14 protein-coding genes are annotated in these 12,537 nt (G+C 40.9%); 3 read left to right on the top strand and 11 right to left on the bottom strand.

Going from position 1 to position 12,537, the window contains the following annotated elements; genetic code table 11:
* Nucleotides 1-27: 27 nt before the first annotated feature.
* A complete protein-coding gene (locus tag LVD47_RS14920; protein ID WP_236978246.1) occupies nt 28-1,056 on the bottom strand; it encodes an SMP-30/gluconolactonase/LRE family protein in 1,029 nt (342 codons plus the stop codon).
* 361 nt (nt 1,057-1,417) lie between these two features.
* Between LVD47_RS14920 and LVD47_RS14915 the strand changes: the two genes are divergently transcribed.
* A complete protein-coding gene (locus LVD47_RS14915; protein ID WP_236978245.1) occupies nt 1,418-2,398 on the top strand; it encodes a GlxA family transcriptional regulator in 981 nt (326 codons plus the stop codon).
* A 55-nt stretch (nt 2,399-2,453) separates the two neighbouring features.
* On the opposite strand, the gene LVD47_RS14910 is transcribed toward LVD47_RS14915, so the two are convergent.
* From LVD47_RS14910 to rbsK, 5 genes are all read right to left on the bottom strand, one after another.
* The gene (locus LVD47_RS14910) at nt 2,454-3,437 is read right to left on the bottom strand and encodes a nucleoside hydrolase (protein WP_236978244.1); all 984 of its coding nucleotides are present in this window, start codon (nt 3,435-3,437) and stop codon (nt 2,454-2,456) included.
* A gap of 41 nt (nt 3,438-3,478) precedes the next feature.
* Nucleotides 3,479-4,489 carry a nucleoside hydrolase gene (locus LVD47_RS14905; RefSeq protein ID WP_236978238.1) on the bottom strand — a complete coding sequence of 337 codons (1,011 nt, stop codon included), beginning with the start codon at nt 4,487-4,489 and terminating at the stop codon, nt 3,479-3,481.
* Nucleotides 4,490-4,509: 20 nt separating this feature from the next.
* Nucleotides 4,510-5,478, bottom strand: coding sequence for a nucleoside hydrolase (locus LVD47_RS14900; RefSeq protein WP_236978236.1), 969 nt, complete (start codon nt 5,476-5,478; stop codon nt 4,510-4,512).
* Between the two features lie 62 nt (nt 5,479-5,540).
* Entirely contained in the window at nt 5,541-6,554 is a 1,014-nt protein-coding gene (locus tag LVD47_RS14895) for a GRP family sugar transporter (protein ID WP_236978230.1), read from the bottom strand.
* A gap of 120 nt (nt 6,555-6,674) precedes the next feature.
* Complete coding sequence (gene rbsK, locus LVD47_RS14890; RefSeq protein WP_236978222.1) at nt 6,675-7,604, bottom strand: ribokinase; 930 nt, start codon at nt 7,602-7,604, stop codon at nt 6,675-6,677.
* A 540-nt stretch (nt 7,605-8,144) separates the two neighbouring features.
* Between rbsK and LVD47_RS14885 the strand changes: the two genes are divergently transcribed.
* Complete coding sequence (locus tag LVD47_RS14885; protein WP_236978220.1) at nt 8,145-9,626, top strand: hypothetical protein; 1,482 nt, start codon at nt 8,145-8,147, stop codon at nt 9,624-9,626.
* 57 nt (nt 9,627-9,683) lie between these two features.
* Here LVD47_RS14885 and LVD47_RS24125 read toward each other — a convergent pair whose 3' ends face one another.
* Genes LVD47_RS24125 through LVD47_RS14880 form a run of 3 tightly spaced genes read right to left on the bottom strand, consistent with a single transcriptional unit; the run spans nt 9,684 to nt 10,227 of the window.
* Nucleotides 9,684-9,851 carry a type II toxin-antitoxin system RelE/ParE family toxin gene (locus LVD47_RS24125; protein ID WP_369427811.1) on the bottom strand — a complete coding sequence of 56 codons (168 nt, stop codon included), beginning with the start codon at nt 9,849-9,851 and terminating at the stop codon, nt 9,684-9,686.
* Nucleotides 9,852-9,859: 8 nt separating this feature from the next.
* On the bottom strand, nt 9,860-9,991 hold the full coding sequence (locus LVD47_RS23755; RefSeq protein ID WP_255785180.1) for a hypothetical protein: 132 nt from the start codon (nt 9,989-9,991) through the stop codon (nt 9,860-9,862).
* Complete coding sequence (locus tag LVD47_RS14880) at nt 9,985-10,227, bottom strand: hypothetical protein (RefSeq protein WP_236978218.1); 243 nt, start codon at nt 10,225-10,227, stop codon at nt 9,985-9,987. The genes LVD47_RS23755 and LVD47_RS14880 overlap by 7 nt, the downstream gene beginning before the upstream one ends.
* Before the next feature lie 76 nt (nt 10,228-10,303).
* Between LVD47_RS14880 and LVD47_RS14875 the strand changes: the two genes are divergently transcribed.
* The gene (locus LVD47_RS14875) at nt 10,304-10,450 is read left to right on the top strand and encodes a hypothetical protein (protein WP_236978215.1); all 147 of its coding nucleotides are present in this window, start codon (nt 10,304-10,306) and stop codon (nt 10,448-10,450) included.
* A 33-nt stretch (nt 10,451-10,483) separates the two neighbouring features.
* Here LVD47_RS14875 and istB read toward each other — a convergent pair whose 3' ends face one another.
* Nucleotides 10,484-11,218, bottom strand: a complete 735-nt coding sequence (gene istB / locus LVD47_RS14870) for an IS21-like element helper ATPase IstB (protein WP_236978213.1) — start codon at nt 11,216-11,218, stop codon at nt 10,484-10,486.
* A 53-nt stretch (nt 11,219-11,271) separates the two neighbouring features.
* Nucleotides 11,272-12,537 (bottom strand): IS21 family transposase (istA, locus tag LVD47_RS14865; RefSeq protein ID WP_236978212.1); only part of this gene is annotated, 1,266 nt, incomplete at its 5' end.

Raw genomic sequence — 12,537 nt, 5'->3', positions numbered from 1 at the left:
CTCTTCGGGCTTCGGCCTTCTTTCTCCCTACTTCATCCTGACCCTCAACAAATACATATCCGCTGTGATATAAAGATTTTTCTCATTGGTATCAAATGTACAATTGGCAGTTGCCTCCCCGGTCTTTATTTTGCCTAATACTTTTCCTTCCGGACTAAATATCCAAATCCCACCCGGTCCCGTGGCAAATACAACCCCGGAACTATGTACTTTCAACCCATCAGGCAATCCTTTCTCTTCCCCTACCCGATCGGTGGCATCGTAAAAGATACGACCATTTGATAATCCGGCATCATCTACATCATATGCAATCCAGCAGGCTTTTTGAGGATCACTATTCGCAATATATAAGGTATTACCACCAGGTGAAAATGCTATACCATTGGGCCGGGTAAGGGAGTCGACTAAAAGTTGTGCTTTTGATTCACCTTTCTTCACTAAAAAAACACCCTGGAAATCTAATTCTTTGGCGGGGTCATTTATATTGCCTTCCAGGCCATAGGGAGGATCTGTAAAGTACAAATCCCCCGCGGGATTGTACACTGCATCGTTCGGACTGTTGAATCTCTTTCCGTTAAAAGTATTAACGATCGTTTCAAATTGAGGTTCGGGCTGATTCCATTCACTTATCAACCGGCCTATTTGACGATCACCATGTTGGCAAAGTACCAATCTACCCTGGGAGTCAAGAAGCAACCCATTGGCTCCGGGTTCTCCACCCCTTTCTAACTCCCCAGTATATCCCGAGGGATTAAGAAATTCGCTTACACCAATTCCTTCTTTCCAGCTATATACCGCATTGCGTGGGATATCACTAAATAAGAGCAGATTTTCGCGTTCTATCCAAAGGGGTCCTTCTGTCCATTCGTGACCATCTGCCAACACCTCAATCCTGGCATCTGCAGGTAATAAGGAATCGATTTCATTACTAATTCGGGTAATGCTACCTATTATTTTTACAGCCGTCCCGGAATTTTGACCCTGGCCTGACGTACCTGACTCAGAGATGCAGGAAATGAAAAACGTCAACCCCAGTAAAATATAACACCCCTTCATATTCCATTAATATTTATCTTTTTAATATAATGTGAGTTCGATGAATATTTGTTTCTGTCATTATTTTTGCGAAAAAAGCAATGCCCAGGGAATTACTTTGTGGAAATCAATAACAGATTCAACCATTTTACTCGTTTTCCGCCCCGGGTCTCCACCCAAGGTTAATAATATCTCGCTACTTGTCCCAGCTCTAAAGCAAAAAGCGGCGCACGGTCAGAGCTCTTATTTTTTCTGTCAAACTCACGTTAATATACTGAAATAAATTATTGCATAAATCTGATTATACCGAATTATTAAATTAATTGTATATTTGATCACCTTAAAGGGCTAAATACGACCTATCAATTTATTAAAAAATAGCATGAAACATATTTCCCTTTTATTACCTCATGGCGACACCAGCCTTAGTAATCTCGAGGCCACATACAAAATGTTTACAAAAGTCAATGAGGCCGCTGAGCAGGTAGGGAAGCCCCCGCTATTTGATATACACCTGGTAGGAATGTCAAAAGACCCTAAAAAGGCATTGGTCTTTACAGTAGAACCCGATCTTTCTATCCATGAAGTCCAAAAAACAGACATCATCATTATTCCTGCCGTACACGGCAACATGCAGACCGTAGTAAACAATAACAGCGATTTTATTCCCTGGATTAAAGAGCACTATTCCAAAGGCTCAGAGGTGGTTTCCCTGTGTATTGGTGCCTTTATACTGGCTTCCACAGGTTTACTCAAAAATAAAAGTTGTACTACCCATTGGTTGGTCGCTGAAGAATTCAAGGAAATGTATCCTTCAGTAAAAATACAGCCCTATAAAATTATTACGGATGAAGACGGTATTTACACCAGTGGAGGTGCCTATTCTTCTCTTAACCTGATCCTTTACCTGGTAGAAAAATATGCCGGAAGAGAAATGGCGATTTTGTCTTCCAAAATTTTCGAGATTGAAATTAACCGAGACAGTCAGTCCCCCTTTATCATTTTTAGCGGTCAAAAGGACCATGAAGACCATCAAGTTCTTAAAGCCCAGGATTTTATTGAAGAGAATTACACTAATAAAATCACCGTATCCCAATTAGCAAAAATGCTAAATATGGGGCGTCGAAATCTGGAACGCAGGTTTAAGAAATCAACGAATAACACCGTCATTGAATACATACAAAGGGTAAAGGTTGAAGCAGCCAAAAGAAATTTTGAAACCAACCAGAAAAACGTATCGGAAGTGATGTATGAAGTAGGGTATTCTGACTCCAAGGCTTTTCGCAATGTATTCAAGAAAATTACCGGACTGACTCCCACTGCCTATAAGGACAAATATAACAAAGAAGATGTGATGATTTAAACCGAATCTTTGGTCCAAATGACAAACGCCCAATCCCTACAAATTCCCAGATTATCTATTTGTTCGGTACATACATCATCAATTCCTCCAGGGTATCTGCTATTCTCTGGTAAGGATATTTATGTACCAAAAAATAATGGCCGGCATCCGTATCCGGATCCCAACTATTGGTTCCGTCTTCGTTAATAACAAATTTTCCTGGGCCATTGACATAAAAATATCTCTCCGGATTCCGCACGGCACAAAGTACTGCCGTTTGGTCCCAGGAAGGGCGATTATCCTCCCCTTCTTTCGTATAAGTTTTGAGGTTATAATCGTATCCCCACTGGACCGGGCTATTTATAGACTCTTGCATACGGGCTACTTTCCCGCCCGTACGTACTTTAAAACCGATCTCAAAACCACTAAAAAGAATGGGGGTGGGCCATTCGCGGAATACTTTCCAGGAAGCTTTATCATCCTTGAAAACGTTGAATTCCTTTCCTTCGGGAAACGCTCCGGCCATAGCCACCCACTTTTTGACTTTTTTACTAATCAGGTCCTTTCCGCTCAAAGGAGAAATATCATCCGGTCCGGATGCCAACAATGCAGCCAAATTTGAAGTAAATCCCACGGTAATGATCGTCACTGACCGATTTTTCTGTTTCGCCAATATTTTACGATATATCTCCACGGCATCCGGATATATTTTGCCTGCCAAACCGGGTTGAAATCTCTCTATTAATTTTTTATTCCAGTCATTCCCTGCTGTAAAATCAGGGGCATTGTCCGGAGCCGTTCCCACCGGGATTTCATCTCTTCCGAAATATGTATTGATAGCTTCTATTGTGGGGGCAATTGAGGGATGCCTGTCGCTAGCCACAGTAGCCAGAATTTCACATTCACCATTTGCCTCTAATGCATGCAAAACTGCCAGCGCTCCAATGTCATCATAGTCCGGCCCCATGTCGGTATCAAAGATAATGGGAGTCTGGGCAAAGACCGTTCCATACAATCCTGAAAGCACAAATAAAAATAAAATGTAAGAAAATGTATTCATAGTATTTATAATTAAAAGGGTCTCTAATTTTTCAAACAAATTCATTTACTTTTACCCAATAAAGGGTCCATACTCATCAATTCTTCCACAATCTTTTCAAGTATTTCTTTATCCATAGAAGGGATTACTCTATAATGATAGTTATGAGAATTAGACTGATCCCATGAAGGAGTCCAATACGTTTCCATCATATCATTTTGCTGCAATCTACCTGGCTCTATTTCAAAGTAGTGCGGTCTAATGGCAAATAAAACAGCGAGCTGATCCCAACTGGAACGTCCGTTTTTTAGTGCATTATTTCCCCATAATTCATACGCTTTACGAACCGGATTATCTTCAGAAGTCCTTGGCAACAATGTGTTTCCCGTAATATATTCTTTGCCGGCACCACTAAAATAAACATCGGTTGGCCATATTTTCAACAACCCTGAAATGTATGGGGCAGTTCCATTCTTGCCAAAATTCCAGTCATTAGTAGGCTTTGTCCCTGTATATGTCATCGCCACCCACCTTTTCACCTTCTCCTTTACCATCTGAAAGCCCTCAATATCATGTACAAGGTAAAATAATCCTACCGGGTGCCCCACGGTTATTATTGTGACACTGGTATCCGGTTGGACACGGAGAATTTTTTTATACTCAGCAACTAACTCCGGCCCTTTATTCACTATGTCATGGTAGAATTCGTTTATCTCGCAGGCAATATATCGGGAATACGAATCATTTGGATCTCCAATAACAGCCCTGCCCTGATATTGTGCTAATGCCAGATCCCCTCTACCATAATAATGATTAATGGCATCAATCGTACCAATCCCAAAAGGATTGGCATTTGAACTAAAAATAGTCCCCAAAATTTTAGCTTCTCCTTTATCGGCCAATTGGTGCAAAACGGCCAAGGCTCCAGCATCATCACAATCAGACCCAATATCAGTGTCGAAGATGATACCAGGGCAGAATCCTGAATTACTAAACTTTTTTTCCTGGGCGAAAATTGAAATCATTCCCAAAAAAATAATAGAGATTGTCGAAATACATTTTATAAGCTTCATGCGGACTGGTTTCAAAATTGTTAAAAATCCGGGCTGTAAATACCTACCATCAGGGCATCAATTATTTTGGCAACCTCATCCGGGTTTTCTTTTTCAGTAAGATGGCCTTGCCCATAGGTTCTATCATCTTCAATCCAATGATTCGAACCGTCAGAATTTACACGACAATATCCCATAGAATTCACATTCCAGTATTTGTCATTCCCTGTAATAGAATATAAAATCGATACTTGGTCCCAACTTTGCCTTCCTTTAAAATTGTTATATAACTCATAGGCCCTCCATACAGGATGTCCAACAGATAAATAACTCTTTAGAAAACTACCTCCTGTAATGACTTCATTCCCAATTTCCCATCCCGCAAAAACTACTTTTGAGGGCCAGTTCGTTATACAATATTGGGTAGACTCCGGATCTGGCCTGTAAAAATTAGCCTCTTTCCCCGAAGGAAACTTACCGCCCATACACGACCAAAGTTTGACCTTTTTTTGAACCAATTCGGCTCCGGTTAAAATACTAATGGTATCTGCTTTGGATTTTAACAGATTTTGCAAATTGGTTAAGTGACCGATTGTAATAATCGTTACGCTGGAATCCGGTTGCTCTGATAACAATCTCCTATACAATGCAACAGCCTCTGAGGCATCTTCATACTCCTGAAGTTCCTTACTAAATTCTTCAGAAATCTCCTTTGTATATCTGGAATGATGTCTCAATGAAATTCCCTTTTGTACCCCAATCGGAATATCCGGTCTACCGTAAAAATGATTTATGGCATCTGCACAAAGTGGGGAATATTTATCATCACTCGTCACAATAACACCCAATATATCGACCTTTTTGTGGTCAGCCAATGTATGCAACATGGCCATTGCTCCTACATCATCGACGTCGCTATCCAGGTCTGTATCAAGGATTATGCTACTCTGACTAAAAAGAACCTGGTTCACTCCCAATATCAGGATCAGTATCAAGTCAATTCTTACCATATCAATTTCTCTTTCTTAATCATTTATACTTTTTTGAATCGAAATATCAACCAGATAATTCTTCAACCTCCGGCCCTGATAATTAACCCCAGCCCCACTATAAATAAAACAAACATTCCAACAATCAATTTGCGCACCAATAGACTCCCTCCTGCAAATTCTTTCCATATCAACACACCCCACAGTGCTGCGACCAATGTAGCGCCCTGCCCCAAACCATAAGATATGGCCGGTCCGGCTTTCCCGGCAGCAATGAGATTAAACAAATTACCCAATCCCCAGATCGCCCCACCCAAGACACCTACTAGGTGGATGCCGATTTTTCCGGTAAAATAATCTTTGTATTTAACAGGGCTTCCTTCCAGAGGCCTTCGCATCAAAATGGAATTGAATATCAAATTACTCAACAAAATTCCTGTTGAAAAAACAACTACGGCCGTATACGGAGTCATTTTCCCCGAAGCAGGAGACACAAAATTCTCCAGGTCCATACCCGAAGCCACAAAAGGATAAAATAATGACATCAAAATCCCGGCTATAACAGATATAACAATCCATTTCACGCTTGCTTGATGGTCTCCTTCATCACTAGTCTTTTCCTTTTTTCGATAAGCAATGGCATTTATGATTATCGCCAGTGTCACTAACAGTACGCCTATAGATAACAAAGTAACATTCCCTTTAGAAGCTAACAAGTAGTTCAACAAAACCCCCAAAATCAGTGCTATTCCTATACCGACCGGAAAAGCGACAGCCATTCCAGCACCGGCAATTGCGGCAGTAAGCAGGATGTTTGCGAGGTTAAAAATCACACCGCCAAAAAAAGCATTCCGGATATTGCTCCCCTCCGCCTGTGCAAAGTCCTGTAAAAAGGATCTCCCACCTTCACCAAAACTTCCCAAAGTAAAAGCAGCCAAAAGGGAAAAAATAAAAATTCCGATGACATAATCCCAGTAAAACAATTCAAAACGCCACTTCCCCTGTAACAGTTTCTGCGTGTTCGCCCAGGATCCCCAACACAACATTGTGATCAGACAAAACACAACAGCTAATGTGTAACTTTCTACTATAAACATGCTCAATCAGTTATTCAATTTTCAATTCTTCAACCCTACAATGTGCAATCTTCAATCTTGCAATGTTCAATCGGACAGTGATCAATCCTTGATTCATAATTGAAGGATTTATAATTGTCTTCATTCCAAGATACTCAACACCAGTTCATTTCGATAGGGCATCGCCGATTGTGCCCCCATTCTCGTTACTGTAATAGCCGCAGCCCGACATGCAAATCGCACGGAATCAACCAGTGATTTGCCTTCAGACAATCCCACAGCCAATGCCCCGTTGAATGAATCTCCGGCCGCAGTCGTATCTATTGTTTCTACTTCTGTAGCAGGAATGTACGTACATTCACCCGACTCCAGCACCAGGGCACCCATCCTACCCATCGTGATTACAACATTATTCACTCCCTGCTCGTAAATGACTTTTCCAGCCCTTTTTGCACTTTTTTCATCTTTCACCGGAATACCTGAAAGCATTTCCGCCTCTTTTACATTTGGCGTAATAATGTCAATAAATGGGAATAATTCGATGACACCATCCACATTACCGGGAACAGGGGCAGGATTCAATATAACTTTCATATCATTTCCTGAGGCGATCTGGGCTGCTTTTTTTACGGTTTGGAGAGGAATCTCTAATTGCATAAGCAAAATACTAACATCTTCAATCTTATCGAGAGTTTCCTCCAAGTCACAAGGCATAAGGTTCGCATTAGCGCCGGGAGCAACTACAATACTGTTCTCACCTTCTTCATCTACCGTAATCAGAGCTACTCCGGAAGGGCTATTTTCATCTGGAACTAACCCCCGCGTATCTATACCCTCTTCGTCAAACATTTGGGAAGACTGCTTCCCGAAAATATCATCCCCTATTTTGGAGATAAACATTACATCCCCCCCAAGTCGGGCAATGGCTACGGCCTGATTCGCTCCCTTCCCGCCCGGATTCATGAAAAAATTTCCCCCCAGAACGGTTTCCCCCGGCTCAGGTATATGATCCGTCTTTACGACCATATCCATATTGGTACTTCCAACTACTATTATTTTATTTCCCTTCATACAAAGTATATATAACTTCAATATTTAATAATTCAAAAATATTATTTCAAATAAACATTATTCAACCTAACTTGTTTGATATTATTAATCTAAATAACTATATATTTAATTATTAAATCATAAGAATTTGTTTTACAATCATTTATATTTAATTTTTATTACCATTTTTATATTTATTGTCAATTTATGGTAAGTCTAAAAGCTGATTTCACTGAAAAGAACATCTTTATCCATTGCTTATTTGAAGCTCTTATTCTTAAGTTGGTTTTCGCAATAGACCGGGAACCAATAGCCTTTTCAGGAAATTGTTTGAATAGTCTCCCCCTCTGGAGAAATCTATTCAAACGACGACTTCTCATTTTTTTTTGCGAAAAAATAATCTGGTTAGTCCATATCCTAATTATTGCAGCGAAATTGACCCAAATAATATTATATAGCAAGGGCTGACAGGTTCACCGGTACATATTTTCCCAAAACCCAAAATATTCTTATCTAACTATCTTTAATACCTTTGAAGTAAAGCCAATTCCATACACTACCATGAAATCCGAACTAATCCAACTCATAAAGACCTTGTCAGCGGGCGAAAAGAGAACTTTTAAATTGCAGACTAAAAAGCAATCTACTGAAAAAGCCTACCTGGATCTCTATAAAATTATCGATCAATCAAAAACAATTGACGCGTCGTCAATAGAAAAAGAATTTAATACCCTTCACCCTGAAAAATCAATAGAAAATGCGGCACAGTATTTAATGAAAATCCTTACGGATACGCTCATTGATATACGTATCGGCTACGATCCCCAATTCCAAATCTATCAGCAAATCATGCGCTCAAAAGTCTTCTTTGAAAGGTCAATCCCGGAGGAAGGATACAAAGAACTCTTAAAGGCAAAGATCCTGGCAGAAAAGTATCAAAATCATTTAATGCATTATAATACACGCAGATTAGAACTCGACTACCTTTCCAAAAGGTCATTTGAGGGAATTTCTGATCATGATCTTGTCAATCTGCAAACAAAATCTAAAAATCTCCTTCAGCTTTTACGGCAGGTACAAGAACACCACTCATTGTACGAATTACTCGAATATCGATTAATCAATTCGGGTTCATCGCTATCTGAAAATGACCGCAAAAAACTCAACGATCTTGTTCTCACGGAATTAAGCTTGATAACCAGAGGAGTACAGCATAGCTTTGAATCTCAAAAGTTGCATTTACTTTTCCAATCGTTTTTCTTTACTCACACCGGGGATTATCTCTCAGCAATGAAAATATTTAAACGATTAAATAATCTATTTGAAGAAAATAGAACGATTTGGGACCAACCTCCTTATGACTACCTACATGCACTGGAAGGCATTCTGGACAGCCTACGCACCATCAACCAGTTTGATGAAATGGAATTATACATCAACAAGGTAGAGTCATTGACATCAATAAAAAACTCAGAACACTTTGTAACTATATGCCAAATAATCGCCTTGACATACCAGATAGCAAGACTTATCAACTCAAACCAGTTACATAAAGCTAAAACGCTGGTTGAAAATATAGATCACAAGTTCCTCGAAAATCCGGGCATTGCTGATCACAAACGTCTCACTCATTTATTTTTTTACGCAAGTTTGACATTTCTATTGCTTGAAGATATAAAGAAGGCAGGAAAATACCTCAATCAAATATCTGTTGAATCACGTCAACAATCAGCTCTTGAAAAAGCCTCACGCTTATTAAATATCCTGGTACATTACGAAATGAATGATCAGGATTACTTAGAATATGTCATCCGCTCTTACAAAAGAAATTTTCGCAAAAGAGGCCCCATGCTCCAGACAGAACGCCTGGTTTTCAAGCTCATTAAATTCGACCCCGACCGGAATAGTCCGCCAAGTAAAAAACACTACCTGAAAAAAATACAATCAAAATTGGATGCCGTTCGCTCCGACAAGTATGAACACCAATTGCTCCGATATTATGATTTTACGGATTGGATTGAAGGGAAGCTCAGTAATCGGTAAGCTTTGGGACAAAAGTCAGGAATCTGGAGCCCGGAGATTGAACCAACCGGGCAAAGGTTAATATTCTTTGGGTTCCTGTTTAACATGACGAATGCGTAAGATAGCTATTTCCTTTTCCTTGATCTTATAAGCTACCCTATAAGAGAATTTTTCAAAAGCTCGGTAACTACCATCGTTATCAGTTTTAAATTTATCTGGTGGATATTTTCCCGGATGATCTGCCAGATTACGGACTATTTTAAAATTCCTTCCCGTACTTTTTCCGCATTGGTACGTGAGTCCCTATTAATGAAATCATAGGCTTTCTGTAGTGATGCATAAGCCGACTTATTCCACACAATAACAATTCCGGATTTTTTCACCATTCTTCCGCCATTTTCTCCACCTCATCTTGTGTGAAGAATTCACCCTGATCCACTTTTTCCTCAGCTTCTTCTATTTCCTTGTTATATTGCTCTATGGAGATACGTCCCTCATTCTTCAAGGCATAGTAGATCATATGTTTCAAAGCCTCCAAAAGTGATATATCTTCAATATTTTGTAATTCTCTAATGATCAAAGGCCTTTCCGCATTAATGTCCAGATCTATTAAAAGTTTCATTCATCAATTATAACAATTCCATAGCAGGTTTAAGTTTCATTTTTAGATCCAAAGGATCATATTACCTATATTTATTATGGACCTTTTATTCAGAACAAAAGAAGAAAGTAATCGCGCGCAGGAACAGGCATTTTTCAACCTGAATCCCGTTGACCGTTTTGTAGTGTTTTTGAACTTAATTGCATATTCCGGAGTTATTGACCCCCTGAATCCGGGATACTGACCCCCTATGTGGAAAACGTACAAAAAAACATGACTAAGATAAATGTTTTGAAGGAGACCGTAGACTTTTTCCTTTTAAATCAATGCGGTGTCCTTTGGGAATAATACGATCTAATATAGCATCGGCGATCGTGGGTTCATCAAAATATTCATGCCATTTTCCTACGGGTAGCTGAGAACAAATCAGTGTAGCGGCTCTTTCATATCGATCTTCGAGGATTTGTAGGAGAATGAGTTTGACTTCATGTGTGATGGGTTGCAAGCCAAAATCGTCCAGGATAATCAGTTGTGCTTTTTTAATTCGGTCCATCCATTTGATGAGTGATCCGTCGGTTTTGGCCAAAGCGATTTGTTCGGTAAACCGGTTCATATTAAAATAGAGGGTTCGATATCCCTTCACGCAAGCGGTATGTCCCAGAGCACAGGCCAGGTAGGATTTTCCACAGCCGGTGGCCCCGCTGATCAATACATTTTCACCTCGACGTATGTAGGCACAGTCGGCCAGGGTCATGAGTTTTTCTTTGGATAAATTTCGGGATTCGGTACAATCGATATCCTGGATCACGGCCGGATAGCGGAGTTTACTCAATCGCAAGAACATTTGCATACGCTTATGGGCCCGGTGTTGTTTTTCAGCATCCACCAATCGGGCCAACAATTCATGGGCTTCGGGTTGCTGATTGACCGGGAGGTGTAACAGACCTTCATAGGCATCGGCCATACCGGTCAGTTTCATTTGTCTCATGATTTCCAGAGATGCGTTTTTCATATTTGTACATTTTGTGCCATGACTTCGATCCATGACGGGTTATAAAAATCAGATTATTGATAGGCTTCGGGCCCTCGAATATTTCCATGTTGAGGGGGTGTGAAAAGATCCCCTTGTTCCTCGTTTTGATCCAGGTTGCGTACCAGGATATTTTTTAACATTCGGTACGTAACTTTATCGACTTTTTGACACCGCATACAAGCTTGTTCCAATCGCTGTGCAGAGTAGGTATCGACCAGGCGGAAGATCCCCATACAGATGTTAAAGCTCTGCGGGGGATGTACCACCGAACGGATGACGCTTTCGATCGCCCAGCGTGTGGATGGACCGATTTGGGCAGCCTTATCGATATAGTAAGCGGCATTAAAGCCCCGGGCTTTTTTCCATTCCGCATGGGAACGGGGCATGTGGGCCGGGTCGGTTTGATACCGGTACAGGTTGCGATACAGCAAACGGGTATGTGTGGCTACCCGTTGGGTCCCGATAAACACTTCTACGTTTCGGGAAGTATACACAATCGTAGATTCCCGGCCTACATATTGAAAAGGAACGGAATAGTAGTTTTTCTCTTCTCCGATAAAAACATGATAGTCCCGGCGGACCTTGGAACGGGTCGTTTTTTTGATCTCAAATAAGTCCGGGGGCAATACCTTCATTTCAGGCCATTCAACCGATTGGAACTCGGAGGATCGGCAGCCGCGTTTTTGTTGATACGGCCGGTTATTGTGGTCTTTGAGCGATTGAATGATGCCTTCGTTTAAAGCGGCCGGGCTATGGAAAGTTTCGTTGCGAAGCGGGCCATATATACGGTTATAGATAGTCGATACCAGGTTTTCCACACTGGCCTTGTCTTTGGGTTTACGTACCCGGGTAGCTTGTAAATCGATTTGATAATAGGTCGCCAATTGTACACACAAAGCATTAAAATCCGGTTCATATTTATCGGCCCGGGTCACAAAGGATTTTAGATTATCGCATAAAATTACCTTAGGCAAGCGACCAAAAAACAGGAATGCCTGATTCAGACCGTACACAAAATCCGCTACTTTTAGACTGGACAATGCGATCGCAAAACTATGCTGCGTATGCGGCATCGTGGCAACTAACACCGGACAGGAATACAGCTCCCCACTGTGGGCATCCACCCAGTGCATGGGCTTGCCTGCAAAATCTACCTGCATGACTTGTCCGGGCGTATGGTCCATGCGAAGGGTCAGGTCCCGGCGTCCAATTTCCCGTTTTAAGCGTTCACAAAACTGACTGTATCCGTATCCGTCCGAATGCTCCTTGCGGTACTCTTCCCACAACAATTTTTTCGT

It is taken from the genome of Membranihabitans maritimus (assembly GCF_021729145.1).
Taxonomy (GTDB): Bacteria; Bacteroidota; Bacteroidia; order Chitinophagales; family Saprospiraceae; genus Membranihabitans; species Membranihabitans maritimus.
The sequence above is the reverse complement of the archived record's forward strand: the minus strand, read 5'-3'. Positions and strand labels throughout refer to the sequence as shown.

Coding starts and splice junctions, on each gene's coding strand:
- LVD47_RS14920 (WP_236978246.1), bottom strand. CDS start 1,056: ATGAAGGGGTGTTATATTTTACTGGGGTTGACGTTTTTCATTTCCTGC.
- LVD47_RS14915 (WP_236978245.1), top strand. CDS start 1,418: ATGAAACATATTTCCCTTTTATTACCTCATGGCGACACCAGCCTTAGT.
- LVD47_RS14910 (WP_236978244.1), bottom strand. CDS start 3,437: ATGAATACATTTTCTTACATTTTATTTTTATTTGTGCTTTCAGGATTG.
- LVD47_RS14905 (WP_236978238.1), bottom strand. CDS start 4,489: ATGAAGCTTATAAAATGTATTTCGACAATCTCTATTATTTTTTTGGGA.
- LVD47_RS14900 (WP_236978236.1), bottom strand. CDS start 5,478: ATGGTAAGAATTGACTTGATACTGATCCTGATATTGGGAGTGAACCAG.
- LVD47_RS14895 (WP_236978230.1), bottom strand. CDS start 6,554: ATGTTTATAGTAGAAAGTTACACATTAGCTGTTGTGTTTTGTCTGATC.
- rbsK (WP_236978222.1), bottom strand. CDS start 7,604: ATGAAGGGAAATAAAATAATAGTAGTTGGAAGTACCAATATGGATATG.
- LVD47_RS14885 (WP_236978220.1), top strand. CDS start 8,145: ATGAAATCCGAACTAATCCAACTCATAAAGACCTTGTCAGCGGGCGAA.
- LVD47_RS23755 (WP_255785180.1), bottom strand. CDS start 9,991: ATGGTGAAAAAATCCGGAATTGTTATTGTGTGGAATAAGTCGGCTTAT.
- LVD47_RS14880 (WP_236978218.1), bottom strand. CDS start 10,227: ATGAAACTTTTAATAGATCTGGACATTAATGCGGAAAGGCCTTTGATC.
- LVD47_RS14875 (WP_236978215.1), top strand. CDS start 10,304: ATGGACCTTTTATTCAGAACAAAAGAAGAAAGTAATCGCGCGCAGGAA.
- istB (WP_236978213.1), bottom strand. CDS start 11,218: ATGAAAAACGCATCTCTGGAAATCATGAGACAAATGAAACTGACCGGT.